This is a genomic window from Microbacterium sp. P2_F9, assembly GCF_056403635.1.
This window is the reverse complement of the sequence record NZ_JBFUFC010000057.1, coordinates 1-18,783: the sequence shown is the minus strand read 5'-3', so window position 1 is coordinate 18,783 and position 18,783 is coordinate 1. Positions and strand designations below refer to the sequence as shown.

Annotated in this window: 17 protein-coding genes; 13 read left to right on the top strand and 4 right to left on the bottom strand. The window is 70.2% G+C overall.

Annotation, left to right across the window (positions count from 1 at the left end; translation table 11 throughout):
* Position 1 precedes the first annotated feature (1 nt).
* The 6 genes from AC1DVT_RS08270 to AC1DVT_RS08245 are packed head-to-tail and all read left to right on the top strand — an operon-like array spanning position 2 to position 6,629.
* Complete coding sequence (locus AC1DVT_RS08270) at positions 2–640, top strand: NUDIX hydrolase (RefSeq protein ID WP_477388085.1); 639 nt, start codon at positions 2–4, stop codon at positions 638–640.
* Positions 641–651: 11 nt separating this feature from the next.
* Positions 652–2,001, top strand: a complete 1,350-nt coding sequence (gene nadA, locus AC1DVT_RS08265) for a quinolinate synthase NadA (protein ID WP_477388083.1) — start codon at positions 652–654, stop codon at positions 1,999–2,001.
* A complete protein-coding gene (nadB, locus tag AC1DVT_RS08260) occupies positions 1,998–3,644 on the top strand; it encodes an L-aspartate oxidase (RefSeq protein WP_477388081.1) in 1,647 nt (548 codons plus the stop codon). The genes nadA and nadB overlap by 4 nt, the downstream gene beginning before the upstream one ends.
* Entirely contained in the window at positions 3,644–4,519 is an 876-nt protein-coding gene (gene nadC, locus AC1DVT_RS08255; RefSeq protein WP_477388079.1) for a carboxylating nicotinate-nucleotide diphosphorylase, read from the top strand. The genes nadB and nadC overlap by 1 nt, the downstream gene beginning before the upstream one ends.
* Before the next feature lie 2 nt (positions 4,520–4,521).
* Positions 4,522–5,673, top strand: a complete 1,152-nt coding sequence (locus tag AC1DVT_RS08250) for a cysteine desulfurase family protein (RefSeq protein ID WP_477388077.1) — start codon at positions 4,522–4,524, stop codon at positions 5,671–5,673.
* A complete protein-coding gene (locus AC1DVT_RS08245; RefSeq protein ID WP_477388075.1) occupies positions 5,670–6,629 on the top strand; it encodes a glycosyltransferase family 2 protein in 960 nt (319 codons plus the stop codon). The genes AC1DVT_RS08250 and AC1DVT_RS08245 overlap by 4 nt, the downstream gene beginning before the upstream one ends.
* A gap of 5 nt (positions 6,630–6,634) precedes the next feature.
* Here the strand turns inward: AC1DVT_RS08245 and AC1DVT_RS08240 are convergent, their stop codons facing one another.
* Positions 6,635–8,623: an ABC transporter ATP-binding protein gene (locus tag AC1DVT_RS08240; RefSeq protein ID WP_477388073.1), complete on the bottom strand. Its 1,989-nt coding sequence runs from the start codon at positions 8,621–8,623 to the stop codon at positions 6,635–6,637.
* A gap of 249 nt (positions 8,624–8,872) precedes the next feature.
* Between AC1DVT_RS08240 and AC1DVT_RS08235 the strand changes: the two genes are divergently transcribed.
* Positions 8,873–10,390, top strand: coding sequence for a DHA2 family efflux MFS transporter permease subunit (locus AC1DVT_RS08235; RefSeq protein WP_477388071.1), 1,518 nt, complete (start codon positions 8,873–8,875; stop codon positions 10,388–10,390).
* A gap of 170 nt (positions 10,391–10,560) precedes the next feature.
* Here AC1DVT_RS08235 and AC1DVT_RS08230 read toward each other — a convergent pair whose 3' ends face one another.
* Genes AC1DVT_RS08230 through AC1DVT_RS08220 form a run of 3 tightly spaced genes read right to left on the bottom strand, consistent with a single transcriptional unit; the run spans position 10,561 to position 12,665 of the window.
* Positions 10,561–11,397 (bottom strand): DNA-formamidopyrimidine glycosylase family protein, encoded by an 837-nt coding sequence (locus AC1DVT_RS08230; protein ID WP_477388069.1) that lies wholly within the window; start codon positions 11,395–11,397, stop codon positions 10,561–10,563.
* Between the two features lie 39 nt (positions 11,398–11,436).
* Positions 11,437–12,162, bottom strand: a complete 726-nt coding sequence (locus AC1DVT_RS08225; RefSeq protein WP_477388067.1) for a zf-HC2 domain-containing protein — start codon at positions 12,160–12,162, stop codon at positions 11,437–11,439.
* The gene (locus tag AC1DVT_RS08220) at positions 12,159–12,665 is read right to left on the bottom strand and encodes a sigma-70 family RNA polymerase sigma factor (protein ID WP_477388066.1); all 507 of its coding nucleotides are present in this window, start codon (positions 12,663–12,665) and stop codon (positions 12,159–12,161) included. The genes AC1DVT_RS08225 and AC1DVT_RS08220 overlap by 4 nt, the downstream gene beginning before the upstream one ends.
* 137 nt (positions 12,666–12,802) lie before the next feature.
* Between AC1DVT_RS08220 and AC1DVT_RS08215 the strand changes: the two genes are divergently transcribed.
* The 6 genes from AC1DVT_RS08215 to AC1DVT_RS08190 all read left to right on the top strand — a co-directional run.
* The gene (locus tag AC1DVT_RS08215; protein WP_477388064.1) at positions 12,803–12,964 is read left to right on the top strand and encodes a hypothetical protein; all 162 of its coding nucleotides are present in this window, start codon (positions 12,803–12,805) and stop codon (positions 12,962–12,964) included.
* The gene (locus AC1DVT_RS08210) at positions 12,961–13,050 is read left to right on the top strand and encodes a potassium-transporting ATPase subunit F (protein WP_457100215.1); all 90 of its coding nucleotides are present in this window, start codon (positions 12,961–12,963) and stop codon (positions 13,048–13,050) included. Before AC1DVT_RS08215 ends, AC1DVT_RS08210 begins: the two co-directional genes overlap by 4 nt.
* The gene (gene kdpA, locus AC1DVT_RS08205; RefSeq protein ID WP_477388062.1) at positions 13,050–14,741 is read left to right on the top strand and encodes a potassium-transporting ATPase subunit KdpA; all 1,692 of its coding nucleotides are present in this window, start codon (positions 13,050–13,052) and stop codon (positions 14,739–14,741) included. Before AC1DVT_RS08210 ends, kdpA begins: the two co-directional genes overlap by 1 nt.
* A 3-nt stretch (positions 14,742–14,744) precedes the next feature.
* Entirely contained in the window at positions 14,745–16,997 is a 2,253-nt protein-coding gene (gene kdpB / locus AC1DVT_RS08200; RefSeq protein WP_477388060.1) for a potassium-transporting ATPase subunit KdpB, read from the top strand.
* A gap of 31 nt (positions 16,998–17,028) precedes the next feature.
* Complete coding sequence (gene kdpC, locus AC1DVT_RS08195; protein ID WP_477388058.1) at positions 17,029–17,637, top strand: potassium-transporting ATPase subunit KdpC; 609 nt, start codon at positions 17,029–17,031, stop codon at positions 17,635–17,637.
* A gap of 24 nt (positions 17,638–17,661) precedes the next feature.
* The coding region (locus tag AC1DVT_RS08190) for a universal stress protein (protein WP_477388056.1) at positions 17,662–18,783 on the top strand (1,122 nt) is incomplete at its 3' end.

Below are 18,783 nucleotides of genomic sequence, written 5' to 3'. Positions count from 1 at the left end.
GATCTTCAGCCTGCGGCGCCACCCGGGCCAGGACCGCCCGGTGGTCGTGCTGCCGCTCGTCCGTCGCACTCGCGACCCCTTCGAGGGCTCATGGGCCCTGCCAGGCGGCTGGCTCGACATCGCGGAGAGCCTGGATGCCGCGGCATCCCGCACCCTCGCCGAGACCACCGGGCTCGCCCCCAGCTTCCTCGAGCAGCTCTACGCCTTCGGCGCGGTCGACCGCTCCCCCACCCGCGTCGTGTCGATCGTGTACTGGGCGCTCGTGCGCGAGGACGTCTCGTTCACCGCCACCCAGGAGAACGTCGCGTGGTTTGAAGTCGCCGATCTCCCCCAGCTGGCGTTCGACCACAACGAGATCGTCGAGTACGCCCTCTGGCGTCTGCGCAACAAGGTCGGCTACAGCCGAATCGCGCAGGGCCTCCTTGCCGATGAGTTCACTCTCGCGCAGCTGCGCGAGGTGTACGAATCGATCCTCGGCCGACGCCTCGACCCCGCGAACTTCCGTCGCCAGGTCGAGACATCCGGAAACCTGATCCCCACCGACCGCTTCCGCACGGGCAGCCACCGGCCCGCGCGCCTGTACCGCTACGACCGTGACGTCGAGCTCGCCGAACGCGGCCCGCTCAGCGTCGCCCAGTGAATCGAGTCCCCATGTCTGCCGTGAACCTCACCCTCCAGCCTCGGCCCATCGACCCGTCGGTCGACCGGGAGATCCAGGCGATCGTCGCCGGAGCATCGACCGCCGAGACCTGCAACACCGATCTCGCCGCCGGACCTTGGAACTTCGACACCCGCCCCGGCTACGGCCCCGGCTCCTCGATGGGGGACGTGATCCCCACCGGGTCGCCCCGCCAGGGCGAGCTGCCCGCCGAGTACCGCGAGGCATCCGACGACGAACTCGACGCGCGGATCGTCGCGGCGAAGGCGACGCTCGGCGACCGAGTCGTGATCCTCGGCCACTTCTACCAGCGCGAAGAGGTCATCGCCCACGCGGACTACGTCGGCGACTCGTTCCAGCTCGCGAATGCCGCGCAGGCGCACCCTGAGGCGGAGGCGATCGTGTTCTGCGGCGTGCACTTCATGGCCGAGACCGCTGATCTGCTCTCCCGACCCGAGCAGGCCGTGATCCTGCCCAACCTCGCGGCCGGCTGCTCGATGGCGGACATGGCCGACATCGACCAGGTCGAAGAGTGCTGGGAGCAGCTCGAGGACATCTACGGCGATATGGACACCCCAGATGCCGACGGTCTCGTGCCGGTCATCCCGGTGACCTACATGAACTCCTCCGCCGCGATCAAGGGCTTCGTCGGCCGCCACGGCGGAATCGTCTGCACCTCGTCCAACGCGCGCACCGTGCTGGAGTGGGCGTTCGAGCGCGGCCGTCGCGTGCTGTTCTTCCCCGATCAGCACCTCGGCCGCAACACCGCGAAGGCGATGGGCGTCCCGCTCGAGCAGATGCCGATGTGGAATCCGAACAAGCCGCTGGGCGGGGCATCCGCCGACGACCTGCTCGGCTCGCGCGTGATCCTGTGGCACGGCTTCTGCTCGGTGCACCGCCGGTTCACCGTCGACCAGATCGACAAGGCCCGCGCCGAGCACCCCGGCGTGCGCGTGATCGTGCACCCGGAATGCCCGATGGCCGTCGTCGACGCCGCCGACGAGTCCGGATCCACCGACTACATCCGCCGGGCGATCGAGGCCGCGACCGAGCCCACGACGTTCGCGATCGGCACTGAGGTGAACCTCGTGCAGCGCCTCGCCGCCGCCAACCCGCAGCACGAGATCTTCTGCCTCGACCCGGTGGTCTGCCCCTGCTCGACGATGTACCGCATTCACCCCGGCTACCTCGCCTGGGTGCTCGAGGGCCTCGTCGACGGCGAGGTGCGCAACCGCATCACGGTGCCGCAGGATGTCGCGGACCCCGCACGCCTCGCGCTGGAGCGGATGCTGGCCGCCAAGCCGCCGGCAGCGCCGGTCGCAGCGTGGGAGAACGCGTCATGACCCTTCGACAGGCTCAGGGACCCGATCGACAGGCTCAGGGGCCGGATGATCTCGCTGTCGAGGTCGTCGTCGTCGGATCGGGCATCGCCGGCCTCACTGTCGCGCTGCACGCGGTCGAGCACGGCTGCCACGTCACGCTCGTGACGAAGGACGTGCTCGAGCACGCCAACACCCGCTACGCGCAGGGCGGCATCGCCGGCGTCATGTTCGACGACGACCGGATCGCCGACCACATCCGCGACACGCTCACCGCGGGGGCGGGGCTCAACGACCCCGCCGCCGTGCGCGTGCTCGCCGAAGAGGGACCCGCGCGCATCCGAGAACTCGTGGACCTCGGCGTCTCGTTCGACCGCGACGCCGAAGGCGCGTTCGTCAAGGGATTGGAGGCGGCGCACTCGTATCCGCGCATCCTGCATTCAGGAGGGGATGCCACGGGCACCGCGATCGAGAAGGCGCTCGTCGCGCGGCTCCGGGCCAGCAGCGTGCGCGTCATCGAGCACGCGTTCCTGATGGATCTCGTGCTCCGGGACGGACGCGTGCGGGGCGTCGACCTGCTCGTCGGCGACCGGGCAGCCACCGCCGCGACCCCCGCTGTCGAGGGGCGCCGCGAGGAGATCGCGGCCGACGCGGTAGTGCTCGCCACCGGTGGAGCGGGCGAGCTCTACAGCCACACGACGAACCCGCCGGTCGCCACTGCGGACGGCATCGCGGCGTCGATCCGCGCGGGAGCTGCCGTCGATGACCTGGAGTTCTTCCAATTCCACCCGACGGTGTTGGAGGGGAACGCCGCTGCCGGTTCGTTCCTGGTGTCGGAAGCCGTGCGCGGCGAGGGCGCGACCCTGATCGACGACGATGGCCGCCGGTTCGCCTTCGACGCCCACCCGGATGGCGAGCTCGCCCCCCGCGACGTCGTCGCCCGCGCGATCGCGCGGCAGATGGAGCTGCAGGGTGGACGCCCGGTGCGCCTGGACGCGACCGGACTGCGGCCCACGTACGAGGAGCGTGCCGAGTTCCTCGCGCGGCGCTTCCCCACGATCGACCGCGCGGTGCGCGACCGTGGGCTCGACTGGGCTCGCGACCCGATCCCGGTGACTCCCGCCGCGCACTACCTGATGGGCGGGGTCGTCACCGACATCGAGGGCCGCACGTCGATCCCCGGGCTGTATGCGGTCGGCGAGGTCGCCCGCACGGGCGTCCACGGTGCGAACCGGCTCGCATCGAACTCTCTGCTGGAGGGCGCTGTCTTCGGCGCCCGCGCCGGCGATGCGATCGCCGCCGACCTCGAGACCGGCGTGTGGCCGGTCGCGGGCGCCGCCGGCCGCGACGTCGACCCAGGACACCTCGAACCCGGAGTGTCGGTGCCGCCGTTCTCGCGCGCCGCCCTGCAGGAGCTCATGTGGGAGGACGCGGGACTCGTCCGGGACGAAGAGGGGCTGCGGCACGCGGCATCCGTCCTCGCCGGCTGGCACGCCGCCCACCGGACACCGCGGACGGAGGCGCAGTTCGAGGACGAGAACCTTCTCGCGGTCGCCGAGCAGCTCGTCGCGGCGGCCCGCGCGCGCCACGAATCGGTCGGCGCCCACTATCGCCGTGACGATGTGCCCGAAGACGCCGTGCTCACGCAGACGCCGGCGGTCGCCTGATGCTCACGCCTGCGGTGATCGACCGCGTCGTCGCGGCCGCGCTCGAAGAGGATGCCCCCTGGGGCGACCTCACGAGCGAGTACCTGATCGTCGAGACCGCCGTGGCACGCGCAGATCTGGTCGCTCGCGAGCCAGGCGTGTTCAGCGGCGGCGCCGTCTTCGAAGCCGCGTTCCGGCTCACCGATTCTCGGGTCGCGGTGCAGCTCGTCGTCGAGGACGGCGAGTGGTTCGAGGCCGGCGCGGTGCTCGCGGTGGTGACGGGCCCGGCGCGGTCCGTGCTCACCGCGGAGCGGATCGGACTCAACTTCGTCCAGCGGATGTCGGGCATCGCCACCCTCACCGGTCGGTACGTCGCCGAGGTCGCGCACACGAACGCCCGGATCGCCGACACGCGCAAGACCACTCCGCTGCTGCGGGCGTTCGAGCGGCACGCCGTGGTGAACGGCGGTGGACGAAACCACCGGTACTCGCTGTCCGATGCGGTCATGGCCAAGGACAACCACCTGGCGGTGCTGGCGCAGAAGCATGCCTCGGTGACCGACGCACTGCTCGCGGCGAAGACCCGTCTGCCCCACACCGCCCACATCGAGGTCGAGGTCGACCGACTCGACCAGATCGAGCCGGTGCTCGCCGCCGGGATCGACACGATCATGCTCGACAACTTCTCGCTCGACGACCTCCGCCGCGGCGTCGCCCAGGTGGCGGGCCGCGCGACGGTCGAGGCATCCGGCGGCGTCTCTCTGGAGACCGTCCGGGCGATCGCGGAGACCGGCGTCGACGTCATCTCGGTCGGCGCGCTGACCCACTCCGCCCGCGCACTCGACGTCGGGCTCGACGTGCGCATCGACACTGATCCCTCCGTGCTGCAGGACTGACCGTGGCGCTCCGCTACCTCGACAACGCCGCGACGGGTCCGGTGCGGCCCGAGGTGCTCGAGGCGATGATGCCGTTCCTCACCCACTGGTTCGGCAACCCGTCGAGCCACCACACCGTCGGCGAGGCCGCAGCCGAAGCCCTCGCCGATGCCCGGGCCCGCGTGGCGCGCGTGCTCGGCCTGCGCACCGGCGACATCGTCTTCACGTCGGGTGGCACCGAGGCGAACAACCTCGCGGTCAAGGGCATCGCGATCGCCGCGCAGCTCGGGCGCGGCGCCGGCCACCTCGTCACGACGCCCATCGAGCACGAGTCGGTGCTGGAGTCCGCGCAGTACCTCGCCCGCGTGCACGGGTTCGACCTCACGCACGTGCCGGTCGACGCGAACGCGCGGGTCTCCCCCGCCGACGTCGGCAGCGCGCTGCGCGACGACACGGCGCTCGTGAGCATCGGCTACGCGAACAACGAGGTCGGCACGATCCAGGATGTCGCCGCCATCGCCGCGATCGCCCGAACCCGCCGCATCCCCGTGCACATCGACGCGGTGCAGGCTGCCGGCTGGCTGTCGCTGTCGGCGGCGGAGCTCGGCGTCGATGCGATCTCCGTCGCCGGGCACAAGGTCGGGGCGCCCAAGGGCACGGGCGCGCTCGGCGTCCGCGGTCGGATCCCGCTCGAACCCCTGCTGCACGGCGGCGGTCAGGAGCGCGGTCGTCGCAGCGGCACCGAGGACGTCGCAGGCGCCGTCGGGCTGGCTACCGCCCTGGAACTCGCCGAAACCGAACGGATCGAGGCATCCACCCGTCTGATCGTGCTGCGGGATGCCTTCATCCGGCGCGTGCTCGACAGCGTGCCGTCGGCGCGACTGACCGGAGACCCGGTGCACCGTCTGCCCGCGACCGCGAGCTTCACCTTCGCGGGGACGAGCGGCGAGGCGGTGCTGCTGGAATTGGAACGGCGCGGCATCGTCTCCTCGAGCGGCTCCGCCTGCGCGGCGGGCAGCGACGAGGCCTCGCACGTGCTCGTCGCGATGGGCGTGCCGCGAGAGGTCGCGCAGACCGCCGTGCGCTTCTCGTTCCCGCACGATCTGCGCGAGCCGCTGGACGGTGTCGCCGACGCGGTCGCGGCATCCGTGGCGGCCATACAATCGGGCAGATGAATACGCCCGCTGTCACCGTCATCGTGCCCGGGTACGACGTCGCGCCCTACGCCGCGGAGGCGCTCGCCTCGCTCCAACGGCAGACGCGCGGCGACTGGGTGGCCATCCTGGTCGATGACGCATCGACCGACGAGACGGGCGCGATCTTCACCGCTGCGGCCGCCGAGGATCGGCGCTTCCGCGTCGTCCGGCACGAGCATCGCCAAGGACTCGCCGCCGCGCGCAACACCGGACTCGACCTCGCGGCCACGCCGATGATCGGCTTCCTGGACGCGGATGACGCGCTGACGCCGACCGCCCTTGAGCGACTCGTGGGCGTGCTCGACGAGACCGGGAGCGACTTCGCCGCCGGCGCCTACGTGCGGCTGCGGCCGGACGGCAACGGCGGCTACGCCCCCGGTGTCGTGCAGCCWTGGGTCGCGGCCGCGACCGCGCCGGAGCGCCGAGCGGTGACGATCGACCAGCACCCCGAGGCATCCGGCAACATCGTCGCCTGGTCGAAGGTGAGCCGGCTCGAATTCTGGCGGCGGACGGGGCTCCGGTTCCCGGTCGGACGACTGTATGAGGACCAGGTGGTCGCGCAGCGCATGTACGCGAGCGCCCGCAGCTTCGACGTCATCCCCGATGTCGTCGCGCACTGGCGCGAGCGCGCGGACGGCTCGTCGATCTCGCAGGGCAAGCACGCCGTGCCGGTGCTGCGCGAGTACCTCGAGGGGATGTCGGGGGGCATCGCCGAACTCGACGCCGCGGGGCACCCCGCCGCAGTGCAGGCGCGGGTGCGTCTGATCCTCGCGATGGACCTCCCGCCCCTCGTGCGGATCGCGCAGGATCACCCCGATGACGGGTACCGCCGCGCGCTCGGGGTCTTCACCCGGGAGCTGTGGTCGCGGGGCGGCCCCGCCGCGGAAGTGCCGGACGACGCAGCCTTCCTCGCGGCCGCCGCCCGCCTCTGGTAGCTGCGTCAGGCCCCCGGCTGCGGCAAGGAGGACTCGATCTCGAGGATGCGGGACGAGGCGAGCTGCTGCTCCGCCAGCTCGAAGTAGAGCCCGCCGCGCGCGAGGAGCTCGGTGTGGGTGCCCGACTCGACGATGCGGCCGCCGTCCACGACATGGATGACGTCGGCGCCGATGACGGTCGAGAGGCGATGGGCGATCGAGAGCGTCGTGCGGCCACGGGCTGCGGCGTCCAGCGCTTCCTGGACCACCCGCTCGGACACCGTGTCGAGCGCCGAGGTCGCCTCGTCGAGCAGCAGCACSGCGGGGTCTTTCAGGAGCACGCGCGCGATCGCGATGCGCTGCTTCTCGCCCCCGGAGAGCCGATAGCCGCGCTCCCCCACGATCGTCTCGTACCCGTTCTCGAAGGTCTCGATGACGTGGTGGATGTTCGCCGCCCGGCAGGCTTCGACCAGCTCGGCATCGGTGGCATCCGGCTTCGCGTACCGCAGGTTCTCGCGGATCGTCGCGTGGAACAGGTAGGTCTCCTGCGACACGATCCCGACGTTGGCGATGATGGACTCCTGCGTGAGGCGACGCACGTCCTCGCCCGCGAACAGCACGGAGCCGGACGACACCTCGTACATGCGCGGCGTCAGATACAGCACTGTCGTCTTGCCCGCCCCGGACGGACCGACGAAGGCCACGTGCTGGCCGGGCTCGGCGATGAACGAGACTCCCTGCAGCGTCGGTCGACCCTCGGCCGAGGCATCCGGATACCGGAACGACACGTCGCGGAACTCGACGCGCCCGAGCTGGCCTGGCGCGCCCGACAGGGGAACAGCGTCGGGTGCGTCGCTGATGGCGGGCTTCAGGTCGAGATACTCGAAGATCCGCGAGAACAGTGCCGCGGAGGTCTGCACGTCCAGAGCGACCCGCATGAGGCCCATGAGCGGCCACAGCAGCCGCGCCTGGATCGTCGTGAAGGCGACGATCGTGCCCGCGGTGATCGTTTCATCGACGCTGCCGGTGATGAGGTACCCCGCGACGAGGTAGATCACGGCCGGAACCGATGACATCAGCACCTGGACGACCGCGAAGAAGCCCTGACCGCTCATGGACTGGCGGACCTGCAGACCCACCTGGTGACGGTTCTCGTGCTGGTACCGCTGGGACTCCGCCCGCTGGCGGTTGAACGACTTCGAAAGCAGGATGCCCGAGACGCTGAGGGTCTCCTGCGTGATGGCGGTGAGCTCGGAGAGCGACTCCTGGGTCTGGCCGGCAATGCGCGCACGCACCTGTCCGACGCGGCGCTGGACGAAGACGAGGAACGGCATCATCACTACCGCGATGAGCGTGAGGCGCCAGTCGATGAGGATCATGGCGATGAGCGACGCGATGACCGTGACGAGATTGCCGAGGATGCTCGTGACGGTGTTGGTCAGCACGCCCGATACTCCGCCGACATCGTTCTGCAGGCGGGACTGGATGACGCCGGTCTTGGTGCGCGTGAAGAAGGCGAGCTCCATCGACTGCAGGTGATCGAACAGTCGCACCCGAAGGTCGCCCGTGACGTTGTTGCCGACGGTCGCGGTGAGCCACGTCTGCACCACGCCGAGTCCGGCGGAGAAGAGGAACAGCGTGATCATGAGGAGCACGAGCCGGATGAGCAGGGGCATGTCGGGGCTGCCGCCATCGACGGGGAACAGGGCGTCGTCGAAGATGCGCTGCACGATGAGGGCGGGGACGACGGCGATCGCCGCGCCGGCGACGACGAGCAGCCCCGTGAACACGAGCCGCCCGATATACGGACGGAACAGCGCGATCACGCGGTGGCCCAGATCCGGGATGACGGGGGCGGCGGCGTTGAGCCGCTTCTGCGCCGCGATGTCGACGCCGCGGAAGGTCGCCCCGCCGCCGGAGGCGCCACCGGCACTGCCTCGGGCACCGCCGCGCGCTCCGGGAGCGCCGGCACCGCCGCCGGGCCCGCCGGGACCATGCATTCCGCCGAGACTCATGCTCGCAAGCCTAATCAGCGCCGGGGACGTCGGGCTCGGAGTCGCTGTGCATCGGGTCTTCGCTCTGGTGGAAGTCGATCCCCCCGACCGGATCGGACTAGAGCGCGAGGGCGGTATGGGGCAGAGGTGTCGCGGTCATATCCGAACGCTGGCACCCAATCCGGGAATGCGGTGTCGGACGAGGCCGTTACCGTTGATCATGCGCCACTTCGGTGGTCGCCTGCCCCGCCCCGACACGAGGAGACGACCATGGCCATGACGGATGCGATCCCCGGCACTGGCAGTATTCGCGTGCCCGCGCGCGCCGTACTAGGGCGCGAAGAGAACCGGGTCATCTGGCTGCTGCTCGCGGCCGCGTTCGTCGCGATCCTCAACGAGACCACGATGGGCGTGGCGATCCCGCACCTCATCGTCGACCTCGGCATCACCGCGGTCGCCGCCCAGTGGCTCACCACCGCGTTCATGCTGACCATGGCGGTCGTCATCCCGATCACCGGCTTTCTGCTGCAGCGGTTCACGACCCGCCAGGTGTTCATCGCCGCGATGACCCTGTTCTCGCTCGGCACGCTCATCGCCGTGCTCGCGCCGGGGTTCCCGGTGCTGCTGGTCGCACGCGTCGTCCAGGCATCGGGCACCGCGATCATGATGCCCCTGCTGATGACGACGATGATGACGGTTGTTCCGCCGCACGCGCGCGGTCGCATGATGGGGCGCGTCAGCGTCGTCATCTCGCTCGCGCCGGCCATCGGCCCGACGCTGTCCGGGTTCCTGCTCGACACGCTCAGCTGGCGCTGGATCTTCGGCATCATCCTGCCGATCGCACTGGCGGCGCTGTTCATCGGCGCCCGCTGGATCCACAACCTCGGCGGCACCACCAAGGCGCCGCTCGACGTGCTCTCGATCATCCTCTCCGCCTTCGGCTTCGGCGGGATCGTGTTCGGTCTGAGCCAGGTCGGCGGCGCAGCGACGCATGGGGTGACGGAAGCGGATGCCGCGGCATCCTCCCTCTCGACGATCTCGATGATCGTCTCCCTCGCGGTGGGCGTCATCGCGCTGGGGCTGTTCATCTGGCGACAGCTGCACCTGCAGAAGGAGGACGACGCGCTGATGGATCTGCGGGTCTTCCGCTCCGGCAACTTCTCGCTGTCGATCGGCCAGATGGGGCTGCTCTCGGTCGCGTTCTTCGGAACGCTCACCGTTCTTCCGCTCTACCTGCAGGCCGTCCTCGGGGTCTCGGCATTGCAGACCGGCCTCGTCGCCCTGCCCGGCGCGCTCGTGATGGGCTTCACCGGTCCGCTCATCGGCCGGATCTACGACCGCTGGGGCACCCGGGTGCTGCTCATCCCCGGTTCGATCATCGCCGCGGGATCGCTGTGGTACTTCACGACGTTCGATGAGAACACGTCGATCTGGGTGGTCGCGATCGCCCAGACGATCCTCTCGCTGGGTCTCGCGATGTCCTTCACGCCGCTGTTCACCGCGTCGCTCGGCTCACTGCGGCCGAAGCTGTACTCCCACGGCTCCGCCGTGGTCGGGACGGTCCAGCAGGTCGCCGGCGCGGCGGGCATCGCCCTGATGATCGCCGTCATGTCGGCGGTCACGGCCTCCGCGGTGCAGTCGGGGGCGTCGCTCGCCGAAGCCGGCGCGGCCGGAGCGCACGCGGCGTTCCTGCTCGCGGCGATCGTCTCACTGCCGCTGCTCGTCGGCGCGTTCTTCATCCGCAAGCCTGCGGACGACCAGGACGCCGCGCCTTTTGCGGGGCACTGAGCTGAAGGTGTGCGGGCAGCCCAGCTGCTAGATGCAGCAGCTCTCGCCGCCGCAGCACGACGCATCGGTCGCGAGCACCGTGAGCGGGGTCGCATCGCCGACCGGGATGAGCGTGGGCAGGGGGAGGTTCGAGGTCGCCATGACCCGATCCTAACCCGGCTGCGCGTGGATCAGCCGGGCAGCACCGCCCCGCCGGTCTGGCACGTCGGGCAGTACTGCGCGGTCGTACTCGCGAACGCGAAGTCGCGGATCGTGTCGCCGCAGACCGGGCACGCCTGCCCGGTGCGGCCGTGCACGCGCATCGAGGCGACCTTCGCGGCCTTGAGCTGATCGATCGGAATGCCGCGCCGGGCGGCGGTCGTGTCACGGATGACACCCGTGGTCGCGTCGTACAGCCGATCGATCTCCTCGGCGGACAGCGTCGCCGCCTGCACCACCGGTGACACCTTCGCGGTGTGCAGGATCTCATCGGAATAGGCGTTGCCGATGCCGGCAAGCGATTCCTGGTCCTGCAGGATCGCCTTCACCTGCTTGCGCCGCCCAGCAAACGGGCGGTCGAAGTCCGCGCGCGCGAACGCCGGATCGGCGGGGTCGGGCCCGAGCTTGCCGMTCGCGGGAACGTCCCGCGGGTCGTCGACCACCCAGAGCGCGAGCGAGACCCAGGAGCCGGCATCCGTCGCCTCCGCCACTCCCCCGTCGTCGAAGCCGATCGTCGCCAGCGTCGGGGGCGGGTCGTCGAGCACCGGCACCGGCGCGCCGGGCTCGCCCCACCGCACCCAGCCGTATCGACCGAGGGTGAGCACGAGGTGCCGATCGGGGAACTGCAGATCGACGTGCTTGCCGATGCGGCGCACGGTCGTGACCGCCTCGCCGACGAGCTGCGCGGGCGGGCGGGTGCGGGTCTTCACCGTGCGGAACTCGAGGATGTCGACGTCGGCGATCGCGCGGCCTGTGACCCGCGCGTCGAGGAAATCGGCGAGTGCCTGCACCTCAGGGGATTCCGGCATGCCGCCATCCTGCCACTCCCACCCGACGCCGTGCCGGGCTCATCCTCCGGTGCCGGTGGTGTCCCTCAGCTCGGTCCGCATGAGCACTCGACCGCTTGTCACGGAGCGCACCTCGAAAGAGGCGATCTGATCGGGATCGAGGGCCGTGCCCGCCTCGATCCGGGCGGTCTTGCCCGGCAGCGCACGCCAACTGGAGACTTCGCTGGTGGTGCCGTCGACCGAGGTCACCACGAGCGCGTACGGCCATCCCTGCTCCGCCGCTTCGGACTCGGCTTCGGCGGCGTAGCGACACGTCATCTGCAGCCGGGTTCCCCACGCGACGTCGACGAGCTCGACGGTCGCAGTCAGCGGGACGTCGGCGATGGCATCCAGCGTGACCAGTTCGCCGCCGGGCGGAGTGGAGCCGCCGATCGAGATGCTCGTCGTGATCACGACAGCCACCACGATCGCGGCCGCCGCCGCGGCGCCCGCGACCCACCAGGTGCGCCGGCGGCGGCGCGACTCGCGGACACCTCTTGCGATGACGTCGCGGCGCAGGCCAGGATCCGGACCGATGCTGCTCTGGGGCTCGTCGAGCAGTGATTCCGCACGCTCGGACGCGACCCGCGAGAGCAGCACGAGGGTGGGCGCCGCCTCGACGATCGCCGCGCGGCAGGCGTCGCACTCCTGCAGGTGGGCTTCGAACAGCCGCCGGTCGGACGGGCTCAACGCCCCGAGGACATACGCGGCATCCCAATCCGCGAAGTGCGCGTGATCCGGGTTCATCGCGTCACCCCCTTTTCCTGCAGGGTGAGTCGCAGTGCCCGCAGTGCATAGTGCAGCCGTGATTTGACCGTGCCCTCGGGGATGTCGAGCTCGGCGGCGATCTCCGCCACGGCCAGCCCGCCGAAGTACGCCCGGACGACGACGCCGCGATGGTCGGCCGACAGGGAGGCCAGCGCCTCTTCGACGAGGATCGCCTCGAACAGGGCGTCGGTGAGATCGGCGGTCGCGACGTCCGGAGTATCGGCGACGGCGATCTCGCGTCGACTGTGCGCGCTGCGCACCCCGTCGATCACGATGTGGCGGGCCACCGTGAACATCCAGGCGCGGGCCGTCGCCGGATCCTGCTCGAGGATCCGCGGGGTGCGCCACGCACGCAGGAGAGTCTCCTGCACGACGTCGTCCGCGCCGGTGCGGTCGCCGGTGAGATGCACGACGTAGCGCCAGACCGGCGCGGCGTGCGCCTCGTACAGCGCGCTCAGCCGCACGGCATCGTCGCGTGGCATGCAGACCTCCTGAAAGGGACACGAGACACCCGTGCCGAAAGTTCACTGTCGTACAGGTGACGTGAGGATCCGGCATCCGGCCGTATGGATTCCGTAAGGACGGGTCTCGGGGCGTCGAGCCGAGTGTTGCATCGATCGTGCCCGCCACTGGGCATCCGCGCGAACAGCAATCGCGTGGCACGCACCGGGTCCGCCCGGGATCGACAGGAGTTCCAGTGCTCGATGTGATCTATCTCGCCGCGACGCTCGCGCTGTTCACGCTCGTCGGCCTGATCGCCAAGGGGGTCGAGAAGCTATGACGGTGTTCGCCGGCATCGCCGCCGCGCTCGCGGTCGCGGCCATCGTCTACCTCGTCATCGCCCTCGTGAAGCCGGAGCGGTTCTGATGGGCGGCCTCACCTCTGCCACCCTGTGGTCCGGGGTCCTTCAGCTGGCCACGCTCATCCTGATCCTCGCGCTGCTGTATCGGCCGCTCGGCGACTACATCGCGCACAGCTACCAGAGCCGGAAAGACCTGCGGATCGAGCGCGGCCTCTACCGACTGATCGGGGTGGACCCGGCATCCGCGCAGACCTGGCAGGCGTACCTGCGCGGCGTGCTGGTGTTCTCAGCCACCGGAGTCCTCTTCGTCTATGCGCTGCAGCGCCTGCAGGCGGTGCTCCCGTACGCGCTCGGTCTGCCTCCGGTGCCCGAAGGGCTGGCCTTCAACACGGCAGTCTCGTTCGTCACGAACACCAACTGGCAGTCCTACTCGCCCGAACTCACGATGGGCTACACCGTGCAGTTCGCCGGCCTGGCGGTGCAGAACTTCGTGTCGGCGGCCGTCGGCATCGCGGTGGCGATCGCGCTCGTCCGCGGCTTCGCCGCGCGACGCTCCGACACCCTCGGCAACTTCTGGGTCGACCTGGTGCGCGGCACGTTCCGGCTGCTGCTGCCGCTGTCGATCGTCGCGGCCATCGCCCTGCTCGCTGCGGGCGTCGTGCAGAACTTCAACGGCTTCACCGAGGTGCACACCATCACGGGCGGTACGCAGGTGCTGCCGGGCGGCCCGGTCGCGTCGCAGGAGGCGATCAAAGAGCTCGGCACCAATGGGGGCGGGTTCTTCAACGCCAACTCCGCGCACCCGTTCGAGAACCCCACCCCGTGGAGCAGCATGCTCGAGATCCTGCTGCTCCTGGCCATCCCATTCGCGCTGCCCCGGGCGTTCGGCCGGATGGTCGGCGACAACCGGCAGGGGTACGCGATCCTCGGCGTGATGGCGGCGATCTTCCTCGTCAGCGTCACGGTCCTCTCGTTTCTCGAGGCATCGGGTCAAGGCGCCGCGCCCGAGCTCGCCGGCAGTGCGATGGAGGGCAAGGAGCAGCGCTTCGGCATCTTCGGCTCAACGCTGTTCGCCGGCGCGACGACCCTGACCTCGACCGGCGCAGTGAATTCGATGCACGACTCGTTCACCGCGCTCGGCGGCATGCTCCCGATGATCAACATGATGCTCGGCGAGGTCGCTCCGGGCGGCACCGGATCGGGTCTGTACGGGATGCTGGTGCTCGCCGTCATCGCCGTGTTCGTGGGCGGCCTGCTCGTGGGTCGCACCCCGGAGTACCTCGGCAAGAAGATCGGGCCCCAGGAGATCAAGCTGGCGAGCCTGTACATCCTGGTGACGCCCGCTCTCGTGCTCATCGGCACGGCACTCAGCTTCGCCGTGCCCGGGGTACGCAACGACGTCGAGTCCGTCTCGATCTGGAATCCCGGCGCCCACGGGCTCAGCGAAGTGCTGTACGCCTTCACCTCCGCGGCGAACAACAACGGCTCGGCCTTCGCGGGGCTGACGGCGAACACCCCGTGGCTCAACACGGTGCTCGGGATCACGATGCTCCTCGGCCGGTTCGTGCCGATGGTGCTCGTGCTCGCGCTCGCGGGGTCGCTCGCCAAGCAGGATGTCGTCCCCTCGACGGCCGGCACGCTCCCGACCTACACCCCTCAATTCGCCGGGCTGCTCGCGGGCGTAGCGATCATCGTCACGGCACTCACCTACTTCCCGGTGCTCACGCTGGGTCCCCTGGCAGAAGGGCTCGTCTGAACCATGTCCACCGCAACACTCCGTCCCGCGGAGCGCGCCTCAGGTGCACCCGCACCGGCGCCCTCGCGCTCGCGCGCATTCACCTGGTCTCAGGTCGTCCAGGCGCTCCCCGGCGCCGTGCGCAAGCTCAACCCGGCGGCGCTCTGGCGCAACCCGGTCATGTTCCTGGTGTGGGTCGGCGCGGCCCTCACTACCGCGATCGCCGTCGCCGAGCCCTTCCTCGGCGGTCCCGGCGACTCCGCCGGGACCCCGGTGCCGCTCGGCTTCACCGCAGGCATCGCCGTGTGGCTCTGGCTCACGGTGCTGTTCGCGAATCTCGCCGAGTCCGTCGCCGAGGGGCGCGGCAAGGCGCAGGCGGCGAGCCTGCGCAAGACGCGCACGAGCACGATCGCCTATCGCGTGGACGACTACGACGCAGCGACGGATGCCGCGGCCGATCGCGCCGCGACCACCGAGGTGGCCTCGTCCGACCTGACGCTCGGCGACACCGTCGTCGTGATCGCCGGACAGCTGATCCCCGGGGACGGCGACATCGTCTGGGGCATCGCCACGGTCGACGAGTCGGCGATCACCGGGGAGTCCGCGCCCGTCATCCGCGAGTCCGGCGGCGACCGCAGTGCCGTCACCGGCGGCACGCGTGTGCTGTCCGATCGCATCGTGGTGCGGATCACCTCAAAGCCCGGCGAGACGTTCGTCGACCGGATGATCGCGCTCGTCGAGGGTGCCAGCCGGCAGAAGACGCCGAACGAGATCGCCCTGAGCATCCTGCTCGCGAGCCTGTCCATCGCGTTCGTGCTGGTCGTGCTGACCCTCAACCCGATCGCGTCGTACGTCCTCGGCGCCGACGGCGGATCGGCGGTGAGCATCACCGTGCTCGTCGCGCTGCTGGTGTGCCTCATCCCCACCACGATCGGCGCCCTGCTGTCGGCCATCGGCATCGCCGGCATGGACCGGCTCGTGCAGCACAACGTCCTGGCGATGTCCGGGCGCGCGGTCGAGGCCGCGGGCGACGTCACGACGCTGCTGCTCGACAAGACCGGCACGATCACCTACGGCAACCGGCGCGCGAGCGAGTTCGTGCCGCTGACCGATGCTTCGACAAGCTCAGCAACCGGACTGGGGGGCTCAGCAACCGGGCTGGGGGGCTCAGCAACGGCAGCCGACGAGTTGGCACGCGTGGCGGCGCTCTCCTCCCTTGCCGATCCCACGCCCGAGGGAACCTCGGTGGTCGCCCTCGCCGAGGAACGCGGCATCCGGATCCAACAGCCCCCTGGCGCGGTGGTGGTGCCGTTCACGGCGCAGACCCGCATGAGCGGCCTCGATCTGGCCGACGGATCGCAGATCCGCAAGGGCGCGGGATCCGCCGTGCTGGCCTGGCTGTCCGGGGATGGCGCCGAGGTGGATCCGGCCGTGCGCGCACAGCTGACCGCCGCCACCGACGCCATCGCGCAGTCGGGCGGAACCCCGCTCGTGGTGGCTGTGAAGAGCGCTTCGACAGGCTCAGCGACCGGGGCGGGGCGCGCGCTCGGCGTCATCCACCTCAAGGACATCGTCAAGGACGGCCTGCGCGAACGGTTCGACGAGCTGCGCAGCATGGGCATCCGCACGGTCATGATCACCGGCGACAACCCGCTCACCGCCCAGGCCATCGCAGCGGAGGCAGGTGTCGACGACTTCCTCGCGGAGGCCACGCCCGAAGACAAGCTCGCGCTCATCCGGCGCGAGCAGGAGGGCGGCAGTCTCGTCGCGATGACCGGCGACGGGACGAACGACGCGCCCGCGCTCGCGCAGGCGGATGTCGGCGTCGCGATGAACACCGGCACGTCGGCGGCGAAAGAGGCCGGCAACATGGTCGACCTCGACTCCGACCCGACGAAGCTGATCGACATCGTGCGCATCGGCAAGCAGCTGCTGATCACCCGCGGAGCGCTCACCACGTTCTCGCTCGCCAACGACATCGCGAAGTACTTCGCGATCATCCCGGCGATGTTCATGGGCGTCTTCCCGGGGCTGGGGGTGCTGAACGTGATGGGGCTCGACTCCCCGGCATCGGCGGTCATGAGCGCCATCATCTTCAACGCGGTCGTGATCGTCGCCCTCATCCCCCTCGCCCTGCGCGGCGTGAAGTATCGCCCCGCGAGCGCATCCCAGATCCTCAGTCGCAACCTGGCCGTCTACGGGCTCGGCGGCATCGTCGCACCCTTCATCGGGATCTGGCTGATCGACCTCGTCGTGCGCCTCATTCCCGGCTTCTGACCCGCTGCCGACTCCCAAGGAGATCCACACAATGTCCATCACCCGCGCCACTCTTCGACAGGCGAGCGTGTCGCTGCGAGCCATGCTCGTGTTCACGGTCGTCCTGGGGATCGGCTACACGCTCCTCATCACCGCGATCGGCCAGCTCGCCCTGCCATGGCAGGCGAACGGATCGTCGGTCTCCGTCGACGGCCGGCAGGTCGGGTCGTCTCTGATCGGGCAGTCGTGGACGGATGCCTCGGGCGCACCGCTGCCCGGATACTTCCAGTCCCGACCCTCTGCGGCCGGCGCAGGCTACGACGGCGGGGCATCGAGCGGCTCGAACCTCGGGCCTGAGAACCCCGACCTCATCGCCGCGATCGAGGAGCGCAAGGCCACGACCGCCGCGTTCGAAGGGGTCGATGCATCCGACATCCCGGCGGACGCGGTGACAGCCTCTGCCTCGGGGCTCGACCCGGACATCAGCCCGGCGTACGCGCTCCTTCAGGTCGACCGCGTCGCGGAGGCGCGCGGCCTCGACGAGGCGGCCGTGCGCACCCTCGTGGAGTCTAGGATTCAGGCACGGGACCTCGGGTTCCTCGGCGAGCCGAGGGTCAATGTGCTGGATCTCAACCTCGCGCTGGACGCCCTCCAGGGCTGACGGCGAACGCGAGAGGATCGACCGATGAAGCGGGGCCGTCTGCGGGTGCTCCTCGGCGCCGCGCCTGGCGTCGGCAAGACCTACGAGATGCTCGAAGAGGGCCAGCGGCTGCGCGCCGACGGCCGCGATGTCGTGATCGCCGTCGTCGARACCCACGATCGGGCCGCGACCGCGGCGCGGATCGACGGACTTCCGCTCGTGCCCCGCCGCACAATCGCACACCGTGGCGTCGAGCTCACCGAGATGGACCTCGACGCGGTGCTGGCGCGGCATCCGGATCTCGCCCTCGTCGACGAGCTCGCTCACACCAACGTGCCCGGATCACCGCACGGCAAGCGCTGGCAGGACGTCGAGGCGCTGCTCGACGCCGGCATCGACGTCATCACGACGGTGAACGTGCAGCACATCGCCTCACTGAACGCCGTCGTTGAGCAGATCACCGGCGTGGTGCAGCAGGAGACGGTGCCGGATGCCGTGGTCCGGTCCGCCGACGAGGTGGAGGTGGTCGATCTCGCCCCGCAGTCGCTGCGCGACCGGCTCTCCGCCGGGTTCGTCTATCCTGCGGAGCGCGTCGACGCCGCGCTGTCGAACTACTTCCGGCTCGGCAACCTCACCGCGCTGCGGGAGCTCGCCCTGCTCTGGCTTGCCGACGAGGTGGACAGCGCGTTGACGCGCTACCGCGCCGAACACGGCATCACGGGCACGTGGCAGGCCCGCGAGCGGATCGTCGTCGCCCTCACCGGTGGAGCGGAGGGCGAGACCCTCATTCGCCGCGCGGCACGGATCGCCGCCCGGTCGGCCGGTGGCCAGCTGCTCGCCGTCCACGTCTCGACCCAGGACGGGCTGCGCACGTCGGCGCCTGGAGCGCTCGCCGCGCAGCGACACCTCGTGGAATCGCTCGGCGGCACGTATCACCAGGTCGTGGGCGACGACGTGCCGATCTCCCTCGTGGAATTCGCACGGTCGGTGAACGCGACCCAGCTGGTGATCGGCGTCAGCCGCCGAGGGCGCCTCGCGGCTGCGCTCACCGGGCCGGGGATCGGCGCGACCGTGATCCGGGAGTCCGGCGACATCGACGTCCACATCGTGACGCACTCCTCGGCTGGTGGGCGCTATGTGCTCCCCCGCGTCGCCGGCGGCGCACTC